Origin of the sequence: Vibrio mytili, from assembly GCF_049563345.1 — a bacterium.
GTDB lineage: Bacteria > Pseudomonadota > Gammaproteobacteria > Enterobacterales > Vibrionaceae > Vibrio > Vibrio mytili.
Genome location: NZ_CP110482.1, coordinates 389,398 through 414,329 on the forward strand (window position 1 = coordinate 389,398; position 24,932 = coordinate 414,329).

Annotated in this window: 20 protein-coding genes and 6 pseudogenes; 19 read left to right on the forward strand and 7 right to left on the reverse strand. The window is 42.5% G+C overall.

All coding sequences use genetic code 11. From position 1 onward, the window contains the following. Positions 1–9 precede the first annotated feature (9 nt). The 9 genes from xylB (at position 10) to ONE56_RS15465 (ending at position 12,312) form a co-directional block, all read left to right on the forward strand. Positions 10–1,461 (forward strand): xylulokinase, encoded by a 1,452-nt coding sequence (gene xylB, locus ONE56_RS15425; protein ID WP_331439027.1) that lies wholly within the window; start codon positions 10–12, stop codon positions 1,459–1,461. A gap of 445 nt (positions 1,462–1,906) precedes the next feature. Further along, positions 1,907–2,986, forward strand: coding sequence for an ABC transporter ATP-binding protein (locus tag ONE56_RS15430; protein WP_423840993.1), 1,080 nt, complete (start codon positions 1,907–1,909; stop codon positions 2,984–2,986). Between the two features lie 454 nt (positions 2,987–3,440). Next, the gene (locus ONE56_RS15435; RefSeq protein ID WP_041157218.1) at positions 3,441–4,481 is read left to right on the forward strand and encodes an ABC transporter ATP-binding protein; all 1,041 of its coding nucleotides are present in this window, start codon (positions 3,441–3,443) and stop codon (positions 4,479–4,481) included. An 11-nt stretch (positions 4,482–4,492) separates the two neighbouring features. Beyond that, positions 4,493–5,746 (forward strand): ABC transporter substrate-binding protein, encoded by a 1,254-nt coding sequence (locus ONE56_RS15440; RefSeq protein ID WP_041157217.1) that lies wholly within the window; start codon positions 4,493–4,495, stop codon positions 5,744–5,746. 51 nt (positions 5,747–5,797) lie between these two features. Continuing rightward, positions 5,798–6,775, forward strand: coding sequence for a carbohydrate ABC transporter permease (locus ONE56_RS15445; RefSeq protein ID WP_041157220.1), 978 nt, complete (start codon positions 5,798–5,800; stop codon positions 6,773–6,775). Then, on the forward strand, positions 6,772–7,605 hold the full coding sequence (locus ONE56_RS15450; protein WP_331438967.1) for a carbohydrate ABC transporter permease: 834 nt from the start codon (positions 6,772–6,774) through the stop codon (positions 7,603–7,605). Before ONE56_RS15445 ends, ONE56_RS15450 begins: the two co-directional genes overlap by 4 nt. A gap of 278 nt (positions 7,606–7,883) precedes the next feature. Beyond that, the gene (locus ONE56_RS15455; protein WP_423840994.1) at positions 7,884–10,136 is read left to right on the forward strand and encodes an endo-1,4-beta-xylanase; all 2,253 of its coding nucleotides are present in this window, start codon (positions 7,884–7,886) and stop codon (positions 10,134–10,136) included. 179 nt (positions 10,137–10,315) lie between these two features. Continuing rightward, a complete protein-coding gene (locus tag ONE56_RS15460) occupies positions 10,316–10,795 on the forward strand; it encodes a DUF1456 family protein (RefSeq protein ID WP_041157216.1) in 480 nt (159 codons plus the stop codon). A 470-nt stretch (positions 10,796–11,265) separates the two neighbouring features. Further along, positions 11,266–12,312: a hypothetical protein gene (locus tag ONE56_RS15465; RefSeq protein WP_423840995.1), complete on the forward strand. Its 1,047-nt coding sequence runs from the start codon at positions 11,266–11,268 to the stop codon at positions 12,310–12,312. 479 nt (positions 12,313–12,791) lie between these two features. Here ONE56_RS15465 and ONE56_RS15470 read toward each other — a convergent pair whose 3' ends face one another. The 4 genes and pseudogenes from ONE56_RS15470 to ONE56_RS15485 form a co-directional block, all read right to left on the reverse strand. Beyond that, positions 12,792–13,835 carry an IS110 family transposase gene (locus tag ONE56_RS15470; RefSeq protein WP_423839535.1) on the reverse strand — a complete coding sequence of 348 codons (1,044 nt, stop codon included), beginning with the start codon at positions 13,833–13,835 and terminating at the stop codon, positions 12,792–12,794. Between the two features lie 412 nt (positions 13,836–14,247). Further along, a pseudogene (locus ONE56_RS15475) lies at positions 14,248–15,271 on the reverse strand (IS110 family transposase). Between the two features lie 142 nt (positions 15,272–15,413). Then, positions 15,414–15,914, reverse strand: a complete 501-nt coding sequence (locus tag ONE56_RS15480) for an outer membrane beta-barrel protein (protein ID WP_423840996.1) — start codon at positions 15,912–15,914, stop codon at positions 15,414–15,416. Between the two features lie 356 nt (positions 15,915–16,270). Beyond that, positions 16,271–16,498, reverse strand: a pseudogene (locus ONE56_RS15485) (IS110 family transposase); the annotation flags it as partial. A 180-nt stretch (positions 16,499–16,678) separates the two neighbouring features. On the opposite strand from ONE56_RS15485, the gene ONE56_RS15490 reads away from it, so the two are divergent. Further along, the gene (locus tag ONE56_RS15490; RefSeq protein ID WP_423840997.1) at positions 16,679–17,221 is read left to right on the forward strand and encodes a DUF4760 domain-containing protein; all 543 of its coding nucleotides are present in this window, start codon (positions 16,679–16,681) and stop codon (positions 17,219–17,221) included. A gap of 254 nt (positions 17,222–17,475) precedes the next feature. Here ONE56_RS15490 and ONE56_RS15495 read toward each other — a convergent pair. After that, a pseudogene (locus tag ONE56_RS15495) lies at positions 17,476–17,703 on the reverse strand (IS110 family transposase); the annotation flags it as partial. 153 nt (positions 17,704–17,856) lie between these two features. Between ONE56_RS15495 and ONE56_RS15500 the strand changes: the two are divergent. From ONE56_RS15500 to ONE56_RS15515, 4 genes and pseudogenes are all read left to right on the forward strand, one after another. Next, the gene (locus ONE56_RS15500) at positions 17,857–18,138 is read left to right on the forward strand and encodes a type II toxin-antitoxin system Phd/YefM family antitoxin (RefSeq protein ID WP_423840998.1); all 282 of its coding nucleotides are present in this window, start codon (positions 17,857–17,859) and stop codon (positions 18,136–18,138) included. A 53-nt stretch (positions 18,139–18,191) separates the two neighbouring features. Beyond that, positions 18,192–18,420 (forward strand): annotated as a pseudogene (locus ONE56_RS15505) (type II toxin-antitoxin system RelE/ParE family toxin). A 141-nt stretch (positions 18,421–18,561) separates the two neighbouring features. Next, positions 18,562–18,969 carry a DUF1801 domain-containing protein gene (locus ONE56_RS15510; RefSeq protein WP_041155242.1) on the forward strand — a complete coding sequence of 136 codons (408 nt, stop codon included), beginning with the start codon at positions 18,562–18,564 and terminating at the stop codon, positions 18,967–18,969. 165 nt (positions 18,970–19,134) lie between these two features. Continuing rightward, positions 19,135–19,698, forward strand: a complete 564-nt coding sequence (locus tag ONE56_RS15515) for a pyridoxamine 5'-phosphate oxidase family protein (protein WP_423840999.1) — start codon at positions 19,135–19,137, stop codon at positions 19,696–19,698. A 294-nt stretch (positions 19,699–19,992) separates the two neighbouring features. On the opposite strand, the pseudogene ONE56_RS15520 reads toward ONE56_RS15515, so the two are convergent. Continuing rightward, positions 19,993–20,184 (reverse strand): annotated as a pseudogene (locus ONE56_RS15520) (IS110 family transposase); the annotation flags it as partial. 152 nt (positions 20,185–20,336) lie between these two features. Between ONE56_RS15520 and ONE56_RS15525 the strand changes: the two are divergent. Then, complete coding sequence (locus ONE56_RS15525) at positions 20,337–20,579, forward strand: hypothetical protein (protein ID WP_423841000.1); 243 nt, start codon at positions 20,337–20,339, stop codon at positions 20,577–20,579. On the opposite strand, the pseudogene ONE56_RS15530 reads toward ONE56_RS15525, so the two are convergent. After that, a pseudogene (locus tag ONE56_RS15530) lies at positions 20,580–20,780 on the reverse strand (IS110 family transposase); the annotation flags it as partial. It lies immediately after the preceding gene. A gap of 97 nt (positions 20,781–20,877) precedes the next feature. On the opposite strand from ONE56_RS15530, the gene ONE56_RS15535 reads away from it, so the two are divergent. The 4 genes from ONE56_RS15535 to ONE56_RS15550 all read left to right on the forward strand — a co-directional run bounded on the left by ONE56_RS15535 (position 20,878) and on the right by ONE56_RS15550 (position 24,861). Then, positions 20,878–21,198, forward strand: coding sequence for a DUF2834 domain-containing protein (locus tag ONE56_RS15535; RefSeq protein WP_041155244.1), 321 nt, complete (start codon positions 20,878–20,880; stop codon positions 21,196–21,198). 149 nt (positions 21,199–21,347) lie between these two features. Continuing rightward, positions 21,348–21,764 carry a VOC family protein gene (locus ONE56_RS15540; protein WP_423841001.1) on the forward strand — a complete coding sequence of 139 codons (417 nt, stop codon included), beginning with the start codon at positions 21,348–21,350 and terminating at the stop codon, positions 21,762–21,764. Positions 21,765–22,086: 322 nt separating this feature from the next. Continuing rightward, a complete protein-coding gene (locus ONE56_RS15545; RefSeq protein ID WP_423841002.1) occupies positions 22,087–22,467 on the forward strand; it encodes an STAS/SEC14 domain-containing protein in 381 nt (126 codons plus the stop codon). 381 nt (positions 22,468–22,848) lie between these two features. Further along, entirely contained in the window at positions 22,849–24,861 is a 2,013-nt protein-coding gene (locus tag ONE56_RS15550) for a hypothetical protein (RefSeq protein WP_423841003.1), read from the forward strand. The last annotated feature ends 71 nt before the right edge of the window (positions 24,862–24,932 follow it).

Sequence of the window (24,932 nt, forward strand, 5' to 3'; positions counted from 1 at the left end):
GGAGTGTGTATGTATATTGGAATTGACCTCGGAACTTCTGGTGTTAAGTCGATCGTAATGTCTCTAGATGGCGAGATTTTAGCGTCTAAATCGATTGAGTTATCTGTCTCTCGTCCAAAGCCACTATGGTCAGAACAAAATCCGTCAGAGTGGTGGGACGCAACCTGCCAATCGATCCTAGGCTTGGGTGAGCAGACGGATTTGAGTCAGGTCAAAGCGATAGGCCTTTCTGGGCAAATGCACGGTGCAACCTTACTTGATGCTGAAAGCAACGTTATTCGTCCCGCAATCTTATGGAACGACGGCAGATGCGCGGCCGAATGTGAAGAGTTGGAGTCAGCGGTGGCGGAGAGTCGCGCGATTACTGGCAATATTATGATGCCTGGTTTTACTGCACCCAAGCTTAAGTGGGTAAAAAATCACGAACCTGAAAACTTTGAGAAAATCGCTAAGGTACTGCTTCCGAAAGATTATTTACGTTTCAAAATGACGGGAGACTTCGCTTCCGATATGTCTGATTCTGCGGGCACCTGTTGGTTGGACGTGAATGCTAGAGACTGGAGTGATGAACTATTAGCAGCAACGGGACTCACTCGCGACCAAATGCCGAAGTTGTTTGAAGGAAATGAAATTACAGGCGTTCTATCTGAAGAGGTGGCGAAGGAATGGGGGTTAGCTCAAATCCCAGTGATTGCTGGTGGTGGTGACAATGCGGCTGGCGCAGTAGGGGTAGGGATTATTAAGCCTGGCCAAGCTATGCTTTCTTTAGGTACCTCCGGTGTGTACTTTGCTGTCAGTGATGGATTTATTTCTAACCCAGAGTCAGCGTTGCATAGCTTCTGTCATGCGGTACCAAACTGTTGGCACACCATGTCGGTGATTTTAAGTGCAGCATCATGTCTTAAATGGGTCGCATCACTGACAGGCTTTGACGATGTTGGTGAAATGATAGAGCAAGTCGAGCACGGTGCTGACTCTGATTCCAGTGTTGTTTTCCTACCGTATTTGTCTGGTGAGCGTACACCTCACAATAACCCAGATGCCAAAGGTGTGTTTTTCGGTATGACGCACTCAACGACGAAGCTCGAGCTTGCTCAAGCCGTATTAGAAGGCGTAGGTTTCGCATTTGCTGATGGGTTCGATGCCCTTCATGTCACTAAGATGATTCCAGATGAAGTATCGTTAATTGGTGGTGGCGCACGCAGTGAGTACTGGCGTCAGATGCTCGCGGATATTGTTGGATTGCCATTGACTTACCGTAAAGGCGGAGATGTGGGCCCGGCACTTGGAGCAGCAAGATTGGCCGCACTAGCGGTCGAGCCAAATGCCAACATTGATGATATTTGCCCAGTACCGGAGTTAGTTCAACTTCATAAACCGAACCAAGAAAAACAAGCTTACTATCAAGCGAAACGCGAAACTTTCCAGTTACTGTATCCAAGAGTAAGTGACTTGTTCTAATTTGTCTGAGGGGACATTTCATCATTATTGGTGAACCTCAAGCCTTGGGGAGGGCTTGAGGTTTTTTTTGACTTTTTTTCGAGTCATACACCAATGTAAAAAATGAGAGCATCACCTTTAAATAACATTCCGTGTTGCTATTGCCATATACATATTTTGTAACGGCATAGGGCGAAGAGAGTTATCTGACGTGGCTCGACGGAAATTAACTGACATAGCAGAAAATTAGCTAAGTTCCTGATTTATTTATTTCTAATCATGTAATAAAACGACTAATGTGCAGTTCCTCACGTTTAACTCATATGTTAACAAAAACAAGCTGTGATCAGATTCTCAGTCACAAAATACATTAATTCCAGTAACAAAAAACGTAATTGTAACTCTCTTGAGTGGAAGTAAGGATAGAGTCACTTACAACTAATACAGTTAGACTTTTGGGGATAGCATGGCAACGATTCAATTCAAAAATGTCGATAAGATTTATTCGGGCGATGCCCACATTGTAAAGAACTTTAACCTAGATATTGGAGATGGTGAGTTTGTTGTCTTTCTAGGTCCATCTGGTTGTGGCAAGTCGACAACACTTCGCATGCTATCTGGCTTAGAAGATATTTCTGGCGGAGAGATATTGATAGGTGACCAAGTTGTCAATAGCCTTTCTCCAAAGGAAAGGAATATTGCCATGGTGTTCCAAAGTTATGCACTGTATCCCCATATGACGGTCTTCGATAACATCGGCTTTTCTTTAAAGATGGCAGGGCAGTCCAAAGAGGAAATCAATAAACAAGTAAGACACATTGCCGATATGCTACAACTGACTCCTTTACTAGATCGGAAACCAAAAGCGTTGTCTGGTGGTCAACGTCAGCGAGTAGCAATGGGGCGTGCAATGGTTCGCTCTCCAGAAGTCTTTCTTTTCGATGAGCCGCTTTCTAACCTTGATGCCAAGCTGAGAAATGTGATGCGAACGGAAATCAAAGAGCTGCACAAAAAGCACAAAAAGACAACGGTCTATGTTACCCATGATCAAGTAGAGGCAATGACATTGGCTGACAAGGTTGTGATTTTGAGGGATGGTGTTATTGAGCAAGTTGGCACCCCGAAAGAAATCTATCATAAACCCGTCAATAAGTTTGTGGCTGGGTTCATTGGAAGTCCAACGATGAACATGTTGGATATTTCGATGCAGCGTTCTCCATCAGGTGTTGAAGTTAAATTAGGTGAAAAAGTGGTTGATATCGTCTCGGGAGTAAATCTTGAGTTGACGTCTACTGACGGCACCATGGGCATTCGTCCGACCGACATAAGCCTGCATAAAAGCAGTACGTCGATACCAGTCAATGTTGCTATTGAAGCAACGGAATTGTTGGGCACGACTAAACTCGTATACGGAGCCATTCATGGTTCACCAATAACCATCGAAGTGGATGCGAGCACGGAAGTCGTTGATGGCGAAACCATTGAAATGTACATCGACAGTTCACGTGTACACCTGTTTAACGCGGATGGAAACAGTATCATGTAAGTGAAACTAATTGTTTTATTGTGAAGGGATTCTAGTCAACGTTAGGCGATCACTCGTTAATGTTCGTGTGCTGTATATGAGGGATAAGATAACCATGAATCGGGGCGAAAATTTTACGAAATTCAGTCGTTATTGATGCGCGACATAAAAGAACGTATTTACCTCCTTAGCAGTAATGAAAATGATAAATAGTACTTTTAGCTAACATTAATAAATGAAGCAGTACTGATCTATTAAATCAAGTCTAGATTTAATACACCACTTCCTTTGATTTTTGAGGCGTATAATTGCGCCTTATTTTTTTACTTGACTCATTTTAAAGACAGATATCACAAATAGTAAAAGTTGGTAAAAAGAGTAAAGGGAAAATAAGATTCAGTAATTGTTCTAATCAATGAGTTCTCACATTATTTACAATATGACAACTTTCATAAAATATTAGTTTGGTGGAAAAATGGCAGCAGTAACATTTAGCAATTTAGTAAAGAGTTACGGTGAAACTCAGGTAGTTAAAGATATTGATCTCCATATAAACCATGGAGAGTTTGTTGTATTACTTGGTCCATCTGGATGCGGAAAATCAACGACATTGCGTATGTTGGCGGGATTAGAAGATATAACCGATGGTGAAATATATATCGATGACCTATTGGTAAATGATCTGCACCCTATCGAACGAAATATTGCGATGGTATTTCAAAGTTATGCATTGTACCCCCATATGACCGTCGAAGAGAATATAGGGTTTAGCTTAGAAAACCTAAAGGTAGAGAAGGAAGCCGCAAAAAAAATGGTAGCAGAAGTTGCTGAGATATTAGAGCTAACCCCACTTCTTAGCAGAAAACCGAAAGAGCTATCAGGCGGGCAGCGTCAGCGTGTCGCCATGGGGCGAGCGATGGTTCGTAGCCCTAAGGTTTTCTTGTTTGATGAGCCTCTATCTAACCTCGACGCAAAATTGCGAGGCCAAATGCGTAAGGAGATTCGGGCACTTCATGAAAAAGTAAAAACAACCATTATTTACGTTACGCACGACCAAGTTGAAGCGATGACGTTAGCTGACCGAGTGGTGATTTTAAATAATGGAAAAATTGAACAAGTCGGTTCCCCGAAAGAAATTTTTGAAAATCCAAAAACTGAATTTGTTGCTCGATTTATCGGTAGTCCAGAAATTAACATTTTTGATGTAACAACCTCTGATATATCTACATGCATTGCTGATATCCACGAGGGTGTGAGATCTATTGGTATTCGACCGCAAGACTTGAACCTCAACGCCGAAAATATAGAAAAAGAGTTTTGTTGCGAGATTCCTGTACAAGTGAAAAACTCGGAGATTTTAGGTTCAGTCATTCATCTAGATTGTCTATTCAAAGAGAAAAAAGTAGTCGTTGAAACAAAATACATGGAAGAGGAATTTGACAAAAATATTACGCTCTACTTTGACAAGCGAAAAGCACATTTTTTTGATAATAACCAATGTACGACCCTACAATAAAAGGACTAACAATGAAGAAGTCGAATATTAAAGCGATTACATTTGCAATCGCCGCTGCTTTATCCACAAACGCTTTGGCAGAACAAGTTGAAATTACGGTAGCATCATTTCCTAATTTCAACCAAGTTGCTGAAGCGGCAATTCCGTCATTCGAAGCAAAGTATCCTGATATTAAAGTGAAGCTAGTGACACTTGCTTACGGTGACCACCATAATGCGATGACAACAGCTCTTGCGACGGGAGCGAATCTACCAGATGTCATGGGTATCGAGAATTCGTACGTAGGCCGTTTCGTTGAGTCTGGTGGCCTAGAAGACCTCAATGCCGCGCCATACAACGCAGGGACATTTACCGACAAGCTCGTTCCGTTTTCTGTTGCGCAAGGTACCAACTCTAAGGGGAATTTGGCGGCAGTGCCGGCGGATATCGGTCCAGGCGCCACTTTCTACCGAGCTGATATTCTTGAAAAAGCTGGAGTTACAGAAGCTGAGTTGCTAAAAGATTGGGACTCATTTATTGAAGCAGGCATAAAAATTAAAGAAAAAACGGGTAACTATATGCTCGCAAGTGCTGTAGATATCAAAGATATTTACATTCGTGCGAATCTTAAACCTGGAGAGGGCCTGTACTTCGATAGTGAACATAATGTTTTGGTGAACTCGGATCGATTTAAAGAAGCTTTCCGTCTTGCGAAAAAAGCACGTGAAGCCGGTATTGACGCTAAGGTAGGGGCATGGTCGAACGAGTGGACTGAAGGCCTGCGCCGAGGCAATATTTCAGTACAGATGATGGGCGCTTGGCTTGGTGGTCACTTAGAAGATTGGATCGCACCAGAAGCAAAAGGTCTATGGCGTACTTCTGAATTACCAAACAAAGCGCTCGCGAGTTGGGGCGGTTCATTCTACGGCATTCCTAAAAAAGCAGAGCATAAAAAAGAAGCTTGGACTTTCATCGAGTACATGGCGACAAGCCCTGAGATCCAACTGCTTGGCTTTAAAGAAATCAATGCGTTCCCTGCTTTAGTCTCAACGCACAAAGACCCGTTTTTCGAGGAAGAAATCGCCTACCTTGGTGGTCAGAAAGCCCGTCTGATATGGCGAGATGCTGCAGATAAGATCCCAGCAGTTACGGTAGATCGCTATGACGAAGTTGCTCGTCAAGTAGTGAATGATGCGCTTGAAAAAGTGCTGGAGCATGATGCCAATATTGATGAAATCTTGGCAGATGCAGAGAAGAAAATTGAACGCCGTGCCCGTCGTCGTTAATCAGTACAGCGGGCTAAGGAGTTAGCCCGCTTTTTAGTTGGGATGAATATTATGAGTTCTACACTAGCTTCTAACCAAGGCGTAACCCGTAAGGGGCACTTTTGGTTGCGTAAGGGAAATAAGATTGCCCCTTATTTATTTATAAGTCCATTTTTCATTATTTTCGGCGTTTTCGGTCTGTTCCCGTTAGTCTTTTCACTTTACTTATCATTTCATTATTGGGAGCCTGCCGCTGGCCTTTCTGCAATGGAATGGGTAGGGGTTGAAAACTATGTGTTTGCATTGGAAGATGACTGGTTCCGAACGTCTATCTACAACACAGTCGTGATTGCCCTCAAATCTGGTATTCCTCAGCATGCGGTTGCGTTGCCATTGGCTTACTTTATTCATACAAGCTTTAGCCGTATGCGCAACACGGTGATTGGCGTCTATTTCGTACCATACATCACGTCGACGGTTGCTATTTCTTTGGTTTTTACTACTTTGTTCTCTCGCGACTTCGGTATGGTAAACCAGATGCTAACGAGTTTGGGTAATTTTTCGATAGGTGACATCAAAGTACTATCGTGGTTATTCCCGACCGAAAATATTGACTGGAATAGACCTGAGTACACCAAGGATATGATTTCGTTTGTTGTATTCTGGCGCTTTGTTGGTTGGAACACAGTGCTGTATCTATCCGCTTTACAGACTATTCCAAAAGATATTTACGAAGCCGCTACCATTGATGGGGCGAGTCGCTACCAACAGTTCTGGCATATCACATTGCCAATGCTTAAGCCTATGGCCTTCTTTGCGGTCACTCTAACAATCATCGGTAACCTGCAACTGTTTGAAGAACCGTTCATTATCACAGGTGGTACGGGCGGTATTGATCAAGCGGGTAAAACAGCAGCGATGCATATGTATATCACGGCATTCGTAGAAAGTGACTTTGGTACTGCTTCGGCTATTTCTTGGATTCTGTTTATGTTGATCGCCGGGTTAACTTGGGTGAACAACAAGTTGTTAGGGGGAAGTAACCAATGATGAAGAATATGCAAAAAGATAAGCTGATTGCTTATATCATCGTGGCGCTGGGTGCATTGATTATGTTAGCACCGTTCTACTTTATGTTTATCTTCTCATCACACTCCAACTCGGGAATTCTCTCTGTTCCGCCACCAGTTCTATTTGGTGATTACTTAGTAGAGAACTTCAATACTCTGTTGGACTTCTTACCCTACTTTTGGCACAACTTGGGCTTAAGTTTGTATGTGGCGGTTGTGGTGACAGTACTTAACTTATTGTTTTGTTCACTTGCTGGTTATGCTTTTGCGATGTTTGATTTTAAGTTCAAGAACTTATTGTTTGTAAGTATTATCGGCACCATGCTTATTCCTCCTTTTCTAGGGATGATACCTACAGCGATGATCATGTCGACGATTGGCTGGATGAATGAGCCCAAAGCCCTAATAGTGCCAGCAGCTTGTGGAGCCATGGGGATCTTTATGATGCGCCAGTTTATCTCTAGCTCCATTCCTAAAGAGCTGGTGGAAGCTGCTCGTATGGATGGGTGTGGTGAGTTTAAGATTTACTACCGTGTCATTATTCCATTGATTAAACCGGCATTTGGTACCTTGGGCCTGATTACCTTCATTGGTACTTGGAACAACTTCATGGGACCTTTGGTGGTGATGAATGACATGAAGATGTTTACGGTTCCACTGGCACTTCGTGCATTACAAGGAACAGGGCAAGTACCGTGGGGTGCGGTTTCGATTGGTGCGGCAATTGCAGTGCTACCGCTACTCATACTATTTGTCATCGCTTCACGTCGACTCATTGATGGTCTGACATCAGGCGCGGTGAAAGGGTAGATCGCGTCAGATTACTTTTTGAACCCAACGAAATTAAGCAGTGCAAGAATGTACTGCTTATTTTCGTACTCAAATTCGCCGAAAACAAAAAAGAAAAGATACCCATCGCAGAGAATAAATGCTCAGAAGTAGCATCCGAATAATGCTTGAGTGAAAGGCCGGAATATTCGATAAGTTTGTGTTCTATCGACCAAATCGGCAACGTGGTTATTAAGTTTTTAACAAGCTAGAAAAACCAGACAATTGCTACGATGGTATTGTCGATATAAGGACATAACATGAACAAAATACTCTTCTCTACAATGTGCATGTTGATATCAGTTGGCTGTGTAAATGTGACGAATGCGTCAAGCACGGCCGTGACTGCGAAAGATGCGTCAGGGTCTAAAAATACCGTGATGCCACTAAAAGCTTTGGCTGACCAAATTAACTTAGCGGTTGGAGCAGCGGTCGAGACTCGCCACTTAGAAAATGCTGCGCTTAAAGAAACGCTTATCCGAGAGTTCTCTCAAATAACCCCAGAAAATGAAATGAAGTTTATGTACCTCCAGCCAAAGCGAGGACAGTTTGATTTCAGTAAAGCTGATCAGTTAGTGGAGTTTGCTGAGCAACATGACATGGTGGTGAAAGGTCATACTTTGGTGTGGCACATGCAAACCCCTCAATGGCTAGAAGACACCAAATGGAGCAAAAAGGAACTGACCGAAATCTTAGAACAGCATATCAAAACGGTGGTGGGCCATTATAAAGGTAGAGTGCTTTATTGGGATGTGGTCAATGAAGCGTTTGATGACAATGGTGGCTTCAGACATACCTTGTGGTATGACGTATTGGGTGAGGAATACATTGAACTCGCATTCCGTTTTGCCCACGAGGCCGACCCGAACGCTATCTTGTTCTACAACGACTACTCGACAGAAGGGATGAACGCGAAGTCGAATGCGGTTTATCGTCACATGAAAAAGTTAGTTGAAAAAGGTGTGCCCGTTCATGGGGTTGGTACACAGTTACACCTTAATGCTGAAGACCCAATCAGTGATACGGCCATTGCGAGAAACATCGAACGCTTATCAGAGCTTGGCCTGGACACACACTTTACCGAAATTGACGTACGTATACGAGATGGGCAAAGTCCTTCTGCTATCCAAGCACAAACTGCTCGTTATGAGATGTTGATGAAACTCGCAGCCTACTATCCAGAAGTAGACATGTTTACCACCTGGGGTGTCAGTGATCAGTATTCTTGGATCCCCAGTTGGTTTGCTGGCTATGGCAGAGCGTTGATGTTCGACGAAAACTATCAACCAAAGCCAGTTTATGACGCGGTGCAACAAGTGTTGTTGGACGCCGTTACTGGTAATTTCAGTTATCAACCAGTGACCGATCTGAGCCAGGCAAAACGTTATGTATTACCTTTTGACGCGAAGCCTCTCTCCAAAAAACAATTTTCAGCCGACGAAGTCGTATTTTATCCATTTGCTTACAACCAGTTAGGAGATAAAAATCAGATATTGCCACCACCAACGGTAACCAATGGAAAATGGGCGGTAGGCTATCATAAGAATGCTTTGATTGGGCGTGTCATGCGTCAGGATAACAAAACGGTCACCGATCGTGAGCAATCTTGGGAAAACGATAATGTAGAAATTTTCGTTCGTATTGGGGGCAAATTTTGGCAGTTTCGTTCGGTGATCGATCAGGGCTTTGAAGCGCCGAATTTTCCCGGAGAAGCCACTGGTGAGTGGAGCGATGATGGCACAACCTTTAACTTTGTCATTGCATTCGACGGCTATGAAGACCTTGTGGGTGAAACCTTTGGATTTAATATCGCTCTTTCGGACAATGACGGCGATCTTGATTCTGGGTATCGCCACGCTCAACTTTATCCATTAACAGGTTCAAATTTAGGCTGGCAAGGAGAAGAGCTTGGTGAGCTGTTTATGAACGGACAAAATGCCGTCGTTTCAGCAGTGCCGGTCACAATGCCTCCCACTTTCAAGATGGTACCGTTGAGCCAAAAGCCGAAAAGTGCAACAGACCCTGTTTGGGCGCAAGCCTATCAGTATTCATTGGCATTTAACCAACTGAATCAAACCGATATGACGGTTGCGCCAAAGGATAATTTTTCCGGTGATTGGCGTGTTGGTTACTACGATAACTGGATCTACGGTGTCGTCAATCGTGTCGATGATGTAACGGTAACCACAATGGAGCAGAGTTATCAAAACGACAACGTGGAACTCTTTTTACAACAGCACGAAAACATGACTCAGTTCCGAACGGTTGTTGGTCAAGACTTTGAAAAGGTAGACTATGCAAAGTCTTACCGCGCTTCGTGGAGTGACGATGGTTCTCAACTGTTCTTTGCTATCGAGCTTGATAGCAAGCCTAAGCCTGGCGAGAGCGTGATGTGGAATATCGCATTATCAGATAACGATGATGGCAAAGGGCGTAAATATCAAATTTACCCTGTACCGGGTACCAATATTTCTTACCTCGGCGAACAGTTAACTAAGTTAACGCTTAATTAACCATTTATGCAAGCAAGCTAGGTAGCAGGTCATGCCGCCTAGCTTTGCCATGCCTTGCAACTAAGCAATTCTCTCTGAATCGGCATAATTGATAGGGAGTAGGCCACAAAACTGATAAAATCCAAGTCTTCCAGTAATCATGTTGATAGCACTGGATTTACCTAAGACTAGGAACTAATTTGACCAATAATGATATTTTACGCCGTGTACGTTATACATTTGATTTAAAAGACAAGGTAATGACTGAAATCTTCTCTTTAGCAGACTATAACGTGACAGATGAGCAAGTCACTAGCTGGCTGAAAAAAGAAGACGACGACGCTTTTGTCGAACTTAGCGATAAAGAGTTCGCTATATTTCTAAACGGCTTTATCAATTTTAAACGTGGTAAGCGCGACGGTGAGCAGCCAAAGCCAGAAGAGAAGTTAAGTAATAATATCGTATTTCAAAAGTTACGCATTGCGCTGAACTTAAAAGCGGAAGATATTCTCGAGATTCTGCAACTTGCCGATTTTCGTTTAAGCAAACATGAGCTTAGTGCGTTTTTCCGTAAACCTGATAATAAGCATTACCGAGAATGCAAAGACCAAGTTCTTCGAAACTTTTTACTTGGTCTTCAACATCAGCAAGGTCTAAGTGCTAACGAATCTGATTCATAACCGCTACGGCCGTAGTAAACATGATAGCGGTTTCGATACCGATACATCGACCCATCGAATACACTCATTGAGTGATGCTATCCGGTGATACCTAAGCCGCTGGTAAATCAGCGGCTTAGTTGTTTCTAAAAGATAGAATCTTTACAAATACTCAGAATGAACCTTTTGTAGATGATGAAGGAAACCGGACATTCATGACGGATATCAACCTGTTTGTCTGTACAGTCTGATTAAATTAGCGCTCACTACGTAATTAACCTGCATTTAGCCGTTTAATTGTGAACAGCGACACGTGTATTTATACACAATGTCTTTATATTTTAGATGGATAAATGCTAATGTTAATAAATTGTCGTGTGGGAAAGAAGGCAGATTTCGCGCGAGAAAGACGGCAAAAAGCCACATAGAAAGCGTTAGCTAACTATTCAAACATTGAGGATTAATATCATATGACTAAAAGGGACGATTTTTTGGAAAAAACCAAAAAAGCACTTGCATCCAGGGCTGGTTTTAGATGCTCCTTTCCTGGTTGTGATGCGGTCACAGTTGGTCCAAGCGAAGAATCTGATACAGCAATTTCTAATGTAGGGGTTGCTTGCCACATAACAGCCGCTGCAGATGGTCCTGGAGCTAGAAGATTCGACCCTGACTTGTCTCCTGAACAAAGAAGAAGCATTCAAAATGGTATTTGGATGTGCGGTAAGCACTCAATTGAGATAGATAGGGATGAAGTAAGGTTTACTGTTGAAAAACTCAAACATTGGAAAATAATGGCTGAAGAAAAGGCTAAAATTGCGCATAGTCATGGCGCTGATTATTTAGATAAATATTCGCAATTCTTTTTTAAAGAACTGACTCCATCTGATGCAGTTATTGATCTAGAAAAAATATCAGGTGCAAACGAACTAATTGGGAATGCAGTATTTGATAGTTCAATAAGGTCTGTTTGGGGAAAGAAACAAGCAATAGTAGTTCGAGACCTTATTGTTGAGTTATGCCGCAATTGCTTTCAATCTGGTTCCGCAAAAAAGTTTGAGTTAAACATCTCTACAAACATTATTGAAATTACATATGATGGTGATGAATTTAATATATTTTCTTTAATTGGTCATGAAAAAGGACGTGGCGGAGAAGATGTTTTACGTGAAGTTATTGAAGAATTTAGAGATTCTATAGCTGTAAGTTACCACTATGAGCATGCCAATAAAGTCATAGTTCATAGAGTTGCTGATTTTGAAGAATTAGAATGTAAATTACCATGTTCCGTTAACTTAGATCTTGATGATTTAAATTGTACACCTGCAACATTGGGTGTTCATGAAAAATGTGGTGCAATTTATATAATCCTTCCAGAACACTTTGTTCGTTCAGATATAAATGCAATAGAGAGCCAATTGTCTGATATTAAGTTCAATGGGAAACCTGTGTTTATTGTTGGGAGAGACCTATCAAATAGCACTATTAATGCTCTTTCAAGCAAATTACCTCACCTTGAGTTAGTGCATAAAGTTAGCTAACACATATGAGCCTTCTGCCTGTCAATAGACAATACTGTTCCTTTGGCTGCGTTAGCAGCCAACCCTTCTCGAACAACAAAGTTATCTACTTCGCTTTGTCATTTCGGTCATCGAGCATTGCTTACGACAAACACATATAGAGGATCTCTTATTGCGGTCTCTCCGCTGCCTATGGCTTTTCATAGGGTCACTAGACATTTATCGGTTAACCCTGACTGGCGCTATTCAAAAAGAAGGCTAAACAATGCCTTTCCAAGGTCGTTGTTTTCCAGTTATCTTCAGGCTCAGCCTAGGTGTAAGCAACTTTGCTGTTCGTTGGTATATTATGGGTGCGCACCAATGAAGTGGCTAATCAAAGCAAGAGGGCTTGGACTGCCTGACACAACTGACTTGATCGGGCTTAAATCCCACTAAACTTGAGTCAGTAACGTGTTCTCACTCAGCACCAGTTAGACGTTCAGCTCACTTCATTGTGCGACTTATTCAGGTAAAAATCGTTTCTCATCAAACACCGTTTTGTTCCTCAACATGAAGTAGACACATCGACCTAGTTTATGAGCAAGCGCCGACAGCGCTTTGGCTTTGCTCATGCGTTTTTGCAGGCGTTGAATGTATTTCTTCGCGGGTTCATTGCCACGTAAATAGAGAACCGCGGCTTCAGAGAACGCCCATTTTAAATAGGCGTTACCTATCTTGTTGCCATTCGTTCCTTTTTGTTTACCCGCCGATTCGGCTTTGCATTTGACTAATCGTGAGTAAGAAGCGAAGTTCTGTACCGACGGGAAGCGTTCGATATTCCCAATTTCATACAAGATGGTGAGGGCGAGAATGCGGCCAATACCAGGCACGGTTTGAATGAGTTGATAATCTTGAGCGCTATGTTGCTTGGCGGTTTTCTCTATAAAGTGTTCTACACTCGCCAGCTCCTTGGTGTAAAAAGCGATGACATTTAAATCCATGTCGATACTTCGATTGATTGAGGATTCACCGAACTGATTACGCACTTGCTCACGAGCACAAGGATAGCGTAATTGCACATTGGGGTTTTGGAGGTTGTACTGGCTAAATGTATTGGAGACATGGGCTTTCAAATCAGCGCCATGGCGCATGATTTTAGTTCTTCGTCGCAGTAAATCTCGTGTTGCCCGCATTGCTTTGGGGTAAACATACGCAATAGGGAAGTTACCGCCACGAAGCAGAGAAGCAATTTTGTATGAATCAATACGATCGTTCTTAGTTTTACCACCGTGAATCGCTTTCATGTAGAGAGCATGACCGAGTACAAAGTCAAATGCGTAATCGAGGCAAATATCGCTTACCCAATACCAGCAATGCATGCACTCTACACCGATGACGATGTTATCTTGATAAGGCGTAATTAACTCAAGTAGCGCATCGGGATCAGCATCAATCTTCTTGTGCAGAACTTTATTGCCAAGTGAATCGAGAATACAGACGTAAAGTAGGCGAGCATGCAGATCAATGCCACAGTAATAGTTATGCTGCTTGTTATAGAATCTCATAGAGTCTTCTCCGTTTTGGTTTCGTCGCCTTCCAGCTTAGTCGAGAGGCTAAGTTGGAGGAGGAGGCTCAATGAGTATCAATCTGTTTAAGAGTGATTCGCAACGCGTGGCATTTTTACTACGCGTTGGTTTTAGTGGTTAAGGTGGTATGCGACAAAATCGGTATTGCGTTGCTCACATATATGGTCTCCCCCAGTTTTGCAAGTCAGTAGCCTGATTAAAAGCAGGTTAACTACCATATACACGGCCTGTTTTAACGGCTATTGCCTTGGCCAAGATGAGGCAGTCGAACACGAAGTCCTAATCACCTTATCGACTTTAAAAGCCAGTGTGAGCACAAGGTTTTCAACGTGTAGGATTTATCCTGTTATTCATCTCACTACGTACTTTGCAAAGGGTGGTGTGTGTTGTTTTATTCTGGTTGATACTCTTCATTTTTTGTTGTGACGGCCCAAGCGATCCGCATGAGTTTGTTCGCTAATGCTAATGCTACTGCTGCTCGGTTTGGCCCTCGTCGCTCTTGGAGATCTAACATCCATTTACTCAGTTTGTCGGATTTAAATTTGGCTCGTCGTAAGGCGGCTCTAGCCCCATGAACAAGTAAGGACCGAATATAAGTATTGCCTTGTTTCGTTATGCCTAGAAGCATCACGTTGCCGCCTGTTGTGTCTTGCCTTGGAACAAGCCCCATCGCAGCATAGGCATCTCGCCCAGTTTTGAACTGTTGGCCTGAACCTAGCCATACGGCAACTGCTTGGCTAGTGAGTGGTCCAAAGCCAGGAATTGACATCAGTCGCTTGGCATTATCGAATTGTTTGATGGTTTGGTTTAGCTTGTCTTCAAACCATTTGATTTGCTCATCGATATATAAATAGCGCTCATATTGACGTGATACAAGTTCACGTAATATTGGTGATAGTTGGTTGTTGGCGTCTTCCAGTGTTTCGGGAATGGCTTGTCGAAAAGAGGCTTTTCCTTTGGGGAGAATGATACCGTATTCAGCAATGAGTCCTCGAACTTGATTAATCAAACGGGTTCTTTCAGTGACGCATAATCTACGCATTCGAATCAGTGATTGAATATCTTGCTGTTCGATAGAGTTGTGTGGAACGGGGTAATGTCGTTGGTAAAGGGGTCAGCTCAGCAATGGCTTCAGCATCGTTATAGTCATTCTTTTGTTTGCGGCGCTGATTTTTAACATGCTGGGGTGGATATAAAAGTACTTTGTGTCCAAGGTTTTCGAATTCACGAGCCCAGTAATGCGCCCCAGAACAGGCTTCCATCGCGATGATAGATGGAGTTTGATTTGCGACGTAGTTAAGCAGTTTACTTCGTTGAAGTTTTTTACGGCCGAGGTTCTTTCCTTTATGATTGATTTCAAAAATAAAGAAGATATTTTTTGCTAAGTCGATGCCGATGATTTTATGCTGAGTCATGGTCTTCTCCTTTTGCTTCGGGACCTAAACACTCCAAGCATGGCCGATGGACATGCGAAGAGGTAGGGGGAGACCATCTCATCACCTTAATTGGGCGTTGATATGCGAGTTGAACCCACCATCAATAGGTGGGTTTTACATTTTAGTTAAAGCGGTATTTGACTCCCAAGCTAACGCTATCTTCCTTTACGTTAACCTCCCCAGATTTCATCCCAAACAAGTGGTTGTAGTTACTCTGAACTTGAAGTTTTTCATTTACATTGTATCCAATAGACATGCCTACCTCGGGACCAAAATCTGATTTGTGGTATGAGTTATCAGAGTAATCCGCATATGTAATTCCGGCTTCAGGTGAAATGTAGAAATTAGAAGATTGGAGCGGTATTGGCTTCTCTATAGCTAGGGTGTAATAACTATAGTCGATGGAGTCATCTGACTGCGTTGCAGCAGCACCTTTGATATTTCCCCAAGGTAATTCGGCGGACGCTTGGAACCTTGGTCCATTTACGTGAGCGGTAGTGTTACCAACCTTAATGTTACTGAACTCGTAACTTAGCCCAGCAGTACTTGATACTGGTTGAGCATAGGATAGTGTTGGTAGTAGGCAGGTTATAGCAAGTGAAAGTAGAGTTATTTTTCTCATATTTGAGGCTCCTTTATAATGGATTTACCCTATAAAAAAACACTGTTCATATGAAGTTGTATTTTAACAACTTTAGTTGTCAGAATTGTCTGATAGTTTTTGGGAGGCACTCGCATAACACATATGAGCCTTCTGCCTGTCAATAGACAATACTGTTCCTTTGGCTGCGTTAGCAGCCGAACAACAAAGTTATCTACTTCGCTTTGTCATTTCGGGCATCGAGCATTGCTTACGACAAACACATATAGAGGATCTCTTATTGCGGTCTCTCCGCTGCCTATGGCTTTTCTTGGGGTCACTAGACATTTATCGGTTAACCCTGACTGGCGCTATTCAAAAAGTAGGCTATCAGAAAGCAAGGCGCGAATCCGGTTCATTAGAGCAGTACGTTCACGAACCCAATAATGTGCACCGCCACACGCTTCGAGTTCTATACGCATGGGTGGCATATTTGCTATTGTGGTCAGTAGTTTAGAGCGAGTAACCGATTTATGAAGAGTCACTTTACCTTGTGAGTCAACGACATGAATACTAAAGTGGTTTTTAGCTAAATCGATACCGCCAAAATAAGAATAATCAGACATGGTGCCTCCAGTGCTAATAAGTACCACGTAAGTGGTCGATCCTCGGGAGGGGGAATCCATGTCATTCGTTATGTGCCCTCTAGTCCCCCACGTTTAGTAGACACTTTACCAAGTTAGAACTAGGTTTTATTAGCTAGGTGATTTATTCGGATTTGGTGTAATAACGAAAGGGAGGTAGTAATGGAAGGTTTATTGTCGTTTTTTAAAAGCGAGTCATCTTGGTTTTGGCAAATGTGTCAGTTCTTTGTTATTGCGTTTACCTTGATTGTTATCTCAATGCAGCTTAGAACTCAACGAAAAGCTAATATGCTGAAAGCATTACACAAGTGGGATGAAAAGTGGCATTCGAAGTTGATGATTCGTTGCCGAAACCAAATTGGAACAGCTTATTTGGCTAATAACTCAGAGTTGACAGAAGAAGTTGCTCATGTTGCGAATTTTTTTGAAGATTTAGGTGTTCATGTGCAAGACGGAGTCATTGGAAAAAGAGCCGTTTGGGAGTTTTATAGTCACCCTATATGTTTGTACTGGCAACTTATGAAACAAACGGTTGAAAACCGGAGAGCGGAAGATCGTGATGAAACTATTATTAAGAACTTTGAGTGGCTATTTAATGAAATGAATAAAATAAGTAAAAAAAATGGGGCCCCTTGCCAATCTTTAAGTATTCAAGAACTCAACAAACATGCAGATCGAGAAAGTAATCTCAAGTTCTTAGAATAAATGAACAGGCACTTAACACATATGAGCCTTCTGCCTGTCAATTGACAATACTATCCCTTTGACTGCGTTAGCAGCCGAACAACAAAGTTATCTACTTCGCTTTGTCATTTCGAGCATCGAGCATTGCTTACGACAAACACATATAGAGGATCTCTTATTGCGGTCTCTCCGCTGCCTATGGCTTTTCTTGGGGTCACTAGACATTTATCGGTTAACCCTGACTGGCGCTATTCAAAAAGAAGGCTATCAGAAAGCAAGGTGCGAATCCGGTTCATTAGAGCAGTACGTTCACGAACCCAATAATGTGCACCGCCACACGCTTCGAGTCCTATACGCATGGGTGGCATATTTGCTATTGTGGTCAGTAGTTTAGAGCGAGTAACCGATTTATGAAGATTCACTTTACCTTGTGAGTCAACGACATGAATACTAAAGTGGTTTTTAGCTAAATCGATACCGCCAAAATAAGAATAATCAGACATGGTGCCTCCAGTGCTAATAAGTACCACGTAAGTGTGGTCGATCCTCGGGAGGGGGAATCCATGTCATTTGTAATAACACCGTAACAAGTTCTTGCTCATAATTAACAGTAGAACTATTATTTGTACGTTATTTTGTACTAATTGAGGTTCAATATGAGTCGTATTCATTTTGATCAAGATATTCAGCCGCTGTCTGAGTTTCGTGCCGGAGTAGCTTCTTACATCAAACAAATCAATGAGACTCGTCGTCCATTGGTTATTACACAACGCGGTAAAGGTGTTGCTGTTGTTCTTGATGTCGCGGAGTACGAAACAATGCAAGAGAAAATAGAGTTACTGGAAGAAATGCTCACAGCAGAAGCTCAATTAGCTTCAGGTCTTGGTGTTTCAAATGAGGATGCGCGCGCTCAAGTGTTAGGGCGCATTAAGAAATGAAAGTAGTTTGGTCTCCGTTAGCTCTTCAAAAGCTCGGTGATGTGGCTTAGTTTATTTCGTTAGACAACCCGTCTGCTGCTGAAAAGTGGGTGAATGAGGTTTTCGATAAAACTGAATTACTCAGCAGCATGCCTGAAATGGGACGCTGTTCCTGAAATTCCCCATTCAAACTATCGTGAAATTATTTTCGGTCACTATCGTATTATTTACAGTTTAAGCCACGAAATTCGTGTGTTAACAGTTCGTAATTGTCGTCAGATTTTGACGGAAGATGACGTGTAAAACTGTGTTATAACAGTTCAAGAGGGATTCATCACGCGTGGCATTTTTGCTATGCGTTGATTTTGGTGTTGAAGTGCAATGCGGTGGCTTAGTCATTGCTTGCTTCCCCCCTTAACTGGGCAAGATGAATAGGAGGTTCCAGTGAACAAGGCAGTCAAAGATCGGTTCGATGAGTATCCGGATAATGCTCGTGTTAGGTTAGAAGAGTTGCGAAATTTAGTCTTTCAAGTCGCATCTGAGTTGGAACTGGGTGAGGTCGATGAAACTCTCAAATGGGGAGAGCCAAGCTACAGTGTAAAAACGGGCAGTCCGTTAAGAATGGACTGGAAGCTTAAGTCTCCTAATAATTATTACCTATTCTTTAATTGCCAAACTAAGCTGATCGATACATTTCGGGAGTTGTATAGTGATGAACTGCTGGTGTTTCAGGGTAACAGAGCAATAGTTCTGTCGTTATCGAAACCTCTACCAGAAAGGGTAATCAAGTCCTGTTTAGAGCTAGCTTTAACTTACCAGCAGCGTAAACATTTGCCTCTTTTGGGCGTATGAAAAATTCCCATACAAACGCTTTAAGGCGGATTCGCAACGCGTGGCATTCGTAGTTTGCAGTAAATTTAGTGATTTAGGTGGTTTGCAGAAAAATAGTATTGCGTTGCTCACCACTTAAGCGGGTGTTATGCCTTTTATCGAAAATAAACATGGAGGTTCATCATTTTGGGTAAGCAATTTGCAGAATTATCAGATAAACATATAGAGTTTATCGGAAAGCAAAAAATTTACTTTGTCGCTACAGCAGCAGATAGTGGTAGCGTGAATTTGTCACCTAAAGGTGGTGACACCCTGCGAGTTATTAACTCAAAGCAAATAGCTTGGTTAAACCTAACAGGAAGTGGTAATGAGTCTGCTTCACACGTCATTCAAAACCCGAGAATGACAGTCATGTTCTGTGCATTTGAAGGTTCTCCGTTAATTCTTAGAGCGTACGGTAAGGCGATAGTTTTACATTCAAAAGACGAAGATTGGGGCAGGTATGCGAAGATATTTCCGGAAAGTGTTGCCGCTAGACAAATCTTTGTTTTAAATGTCGACTTGGTTCAGTCTTCATGTGGAATGTCAGTTCCTTATTTTAACTATGAGGGTGACCGTGACGACTTAGCTAATTGGTCAGAAAAGCAAGGTTCAGAGGGCATAGAAAAATACTGGCTTAAAAAGAACCAAAAAAGTATTGATGGCTTTGAAACCGAAATTGCGAAACGTTCTGGATTGAACGTAGATTAAGCAGGTTAAATTGCTCAAATCACCCACAGGCATAACACATATGAGCCTTCTGCCTGTCAACAGACAATACTGTTCCTTTGGCTGCGTTAGCAGCCGAACAACAAAGTTATCTACTTCGCTTTGTCATTTCGGGCATCGAGCATTGCTTACGACAAGCACATATAGAGGATCTCTTATTGCGGTCTCTCCGCTGCCTATGGCTTTTCTTGGGGTCACTAGACATTTATCGGTTAACCCTGACTGGCGCTATTCAAAAAGCAAGGCGCGAATCCAGTTCATTAGAGCAGTACGTTCACGAACCCAATAATGTGCACCGCCACACGCTTCGAGTCCTATATGTATGGGTGGCATATTTGGTATTGTAGTCAGTAGTTTAGAGCGAGTAACCGATTTATGAAGATTCACTTTACCTTGTGAGTCAACGACATGAATACTAAAGTGGTTTTTAGCTAAATCGATACCGCCAAAATAAGAATAATCAGACATTGTGCCTCCAGTGCTAATGAGTACCACGTAAGTGTGGTAGATCCTCGGGAGGGAGAGTCCATGTCATTCGTTATGCTCTCTTATGAGTTTCATCACAAAATCAAAGAGCGTTGTGGGCTACGTTCTCTGTAGTAATCGATTCAGGAGGCATTATGAACACTAGGTTTTGCGAAAAATGTGGAAAGGACACTGAACACAAAGAAGCAATGAAGCAAAAGCCATCGAAATACGGCAAGTCCAAAAAAGAACAGTTTAAAGCGTTTTTAGATGGTTTCTTTAGTGGTTCCGCCGCTTCTTTACCTGGAGGTGCTTCTTTAGAGTTAACTGACAGGTATATTGTTTGTACGGTTTGTGGCAAAGCAACCATGGAAAATCATGGTCAAGAGTTTCAATAGCTAATTTTTAACTATATTTTTATCCCACATGACGTCATCTCTTAATATAGAATTTAGTATCACAACCATCTTGCGAACGCAGGCTATGATGGCAACTTTTTTAGGTTTTCCAGTAGCAACAAGACGAGTATAAGTCCCTTTAAATATTGGATTACATTGCATGGCAGACATCATAGCCATGTATAAAACTGTCCGTACTTGTTTTAGTAATTACGGTGGACTAATTTAGTTGTGTGGTAGCGTGGTTCACCTTAATGCGGCATTAGGACTACTACAAAAAATTTGCAAGGATGGCGAAATGGTAAGGTTTTATCTAGTTCTTAGTGTGTTGGGTATATTGTTACCGTACGGAGCGTTTGTTCCTTGGTTAGCCGCAAATGGCGTAGATATCGGTCTTTTATTCAGTGAGGCGGCGGCAAACCCCATTAGTATATTTGCTTGGCTTGATGTCTTGGTTGCGGCGATTGCATTATTAGGTTTTATCGTTGTGGATGGGCAAAGATATAAAGTGAAGTATCGATATTTTGCTGTGTTGGGAACCTTGTTAGTTGGCGTGTCGTTTGGGCTCCCACTGTATCTTTACTTCAAAGAAAAACAGTCATTTAAGCCACAGCCTTAACAAGTAATTCAACCAGATTCGCTACGCTCGGCATTTTTATTTTGAATCAGTTTTAGTGTTTTACGGCACCATGATTTAGGTAGGGCGGTAGCGTTATTCACTTAATTGGGCGTCTATGCTACCAGTTTAAAGCTTCAATAAGGAATACTATGAAACAGAACATTGTCCATATTGCTTTAGTTGTAAAAGATTATGATGAAGCCATTGATTTTTATGTAAATAAACTCAAATTTGAACTTATTGAAGATACTTATCAACCTGAACAAGACAAACGTTGGGTGGTTGTGGCTCCACCAAATTCTCATGGTGTTGCGTTGTTACTTGCCAGAGCCTCGAAGCCAGAGCAGCATGATTTCATTGGAAATCAAGCCGGCGGTCGAGTATTCCTGTTTCTAAGTACCGATGATTTCTGGCGTGACTATAAGCGTATGAAATCGATCGGTATTAACTTCGTCCGCGAGCCAACAGAAGAAGACTATGGAACGGTAGCTGTGTTTGAAGACTTATATGGAAACATGTGGGATCTTCTGCAATTGAATCCAAGCCATCCTATGGCGAAAAGGTAGCATACAAACGCTTTAAGATGGGGTCAGCACGCCCTGCATTTTTTTACTATGCGCTCGTTTTCGTGTTTAAGGTGGTATGCGGAGGCTTCGGTATTTTGTGCCTCACAAATATGGTCTCCGCTTTTGGGCTTTTTGCACAACACCTTGCTTTCGGTGTTAATAACGACCACGTAAGTGTGGCAGATCCCCTCTGGAGAGGGAGTCCATGTTATTCGTTATGTCACTCATTGAAATACCGCGAAAAATTGGTAATCAATTCTCATCTTTTATTGTTCTCTTATCCTAAGCTTTATATGTGTTAATCCAATTAGAGGCACTCGCTATGAGTACAGAACGTCATGGAATCACAATGGGCATTGAGCGTATTGGCTCGGAATCACTTTTAGTGTTTAAAGCCAGAGGCAAACTCACTCATGAAGACTACGAAGCTATTGTACCCGTCTTAGACGCTAGCTTAGAGGGGATTAACTCAAAGCATCTAAAAATGTTGGTCGACATCACTGAGTTTTCTGGCTGGGAACTCCGTGCGGCGTGGGACGATTTTCAGTTGGGGTTAAAGATGGGTTTTACGATTGAGAAAATCGCCATCTACGGTGATAAGAATTGGCAGGAACTCGCGGCCAAAGTCGGAAGTTGGTTTATATCAGGTGATATAGAATCATTTGGTAGTTATGACTCGGCAGTGAAGTGGCTAATAGACTAACATTCCACAGATGAGCCTTCAGCCTGTCAATAGATAACAACATTCTCCAGTGCCAATCGGTACCACATAAGTATGGCGGATCCTCGGGAAGGGGAATCTATCTCATTCGTTATGTTGAAGGAAGAAAAATGGAAGTGCTTAATCAACTTGAAAAGCAAACAACTTTACTGGTTCTCATTCATTGGCAGTTTATACGATAACGGGAAAAGCTGAAGCTCGTCACAGTTCGTAATATTGATAAGAAATTAAAACCAATTAATTAACGTATTGTTTTCTATAAATTAACTTTAGTATGACATTTGTTGGTCCGGTTTGTGGGTGTTTACCTGCTAGAGCCCGCGTGATTATACTTCACGAGCACTAGAAGCTATAAGGAAACCCATGAAAAAACTAAGTATTTTAGCCGTATCAGTGAGTCTTGCTCTTGCTGGTTGTGGCAGTGACAGTGATAGTTCAAGTTCTTCCGAGGTGGAATCGGGAAGCCAACCAAAAACATTCACCGTCTTTGACGGTTATATCGAAAACGCACTTGTATCGGTGTGTGAAACCGAAGCTTTGATCAATTGTGAAGAAATCGGTAATACGGATGTGAATGGCGATATCGATATTCCATCAGATAAAGTCGGTTTCATTAAAGCCGAAGTTATTGCTGGTGTATCTAAAGATTCAGATAGTACTGGCTTTGTGACTTCCGGTTATACCATGGCGGGCGATGTCGACACCCCTGTAGTCAACCCATTTACGACTATTGCTACGCTTGACCCTACAATCAGCCTAGATACCCTTGCTGCAGAAATTGGCGTTAGTACTGAAGCATTAGCGTCCGATTATATTGAGAGTAATGACTCTGGCACTCACCTTCTTGCTCGTACGGTGACCAAGAAACTTGCCGAAAATTCTTCGACGACTGAAATCGTTGCTGTTGCAAAAGCGGCTCAAGGAAAAATCGAAGAGTTGGAAAATGAGGGTGCAGACTTAAGCGAGGTCGATTTAACGGTTGACGTCGCAGAAGACGGTACGGTGACCGTTGAAGAAGCCGAATTTGTCAGCGATGCAAGGTCATTTTTAGAGCGTACTGTGGATGGAAAGCCACTGCAGCTATACTTAACCTCGCTTGATTTACATTATAAGTCAGAAGGTTCATACCCAACGACGTTCAGTAATGGAAGCATGACTGAGGGTGATGAGGTATTTACGTATACCATTGAAGAGAATTCGCTGACGGTTGCTGAAGAGAATTTTACTACTCATTTCTTCTATATCTCTCCTGAGTTGGCTCTTTCTGTAGCTGACTCGGACAATCTCAATGAGCTTTACGCTCACACCACTTCAGCGCTCGATGCTGGACCTGGTAAGTGGGAAGATAGCGCTTGGTTAGATGGATTTACAACTTACTTTATTGCGGATGATTCGGACACGCCTGATGCCGATGCGGTTATGGCGAAATTCGAATTCGGCGCGGAGAATGTTGTGATCTCTGAGGTTGGTGTTGAAGAAACGCAAACACTACCGTATTCGTTGGTGGATGGTGGTATTCTCATTGACTTCCCAGAGTCAGACAATGACTTACACCTATACCCGCTTGTCAGCGATGGTACCGTGGATATCTGGTTTGACGCGGTTAAAGAAAGTTATTCAGTCCAAGTCTCTGAAGAAGGTTTAGCGACAAGCATTCTCGCAGATTGGGTTGGACAAGATGTAGTGGGTCAAACTATGCCTCTCCAAGGTACTTGGGTTATCGATCCTCAGTCAAACAATGAGAATGAAGTCCTCATGTTTAACTTCTTGTCTAATGGACAATATGTCCACACTGAGTTCGATGTCGAGCGAGCTGGTAACGAAGTGTCAGGCATGGAGTGGGGCACTTATGATATCGATGGCGGTTTATTGAAGGTTTCTGGGATTTATGACCAAAACGGTGAAACTGGCTTGAGCGACTTTTACGGTGGTGAAGGGCTTCAATTCAGCCTTCGTCAAGACGGTAAGTGGGTAATCAAAACACCTGATGACGTTGAGATCACCACCTTCGTCAAAGCGGAATCTAATGGCCTTTACGGTACTTGGGGAAATAAAAACCTGACCGTAGACGACGAAGATATAATGCTGTTTACGTTCTTCCCTGATGGTAGCTACATTCACAATGAAGTTTACCAGGATAGCCTAGACGAATCTGGTGCTGAGTGGGGCACGATATCTATCGATCCAGAAACCAATCGCGCAACGGTTTCTATCATCGAGGATCGAAACGGCAGCTCTGGCTTAACTGATTTTGAAGCTGGAGATGACGGCCAGGAGATATACTTTGAAGTTTCTGGAGATACTCTGACTCTAACAGTGACGGAGTTTCAGGACGGCGAGTTAGTGACAGAGTCGTTTGAGCTTTACAGACAATAATCTCGAAGTTGACTAGCTAAATGAAAGGGCGAGGAATGAATTTTTCGCTCTTTTTTTTGTTCAGATAACTC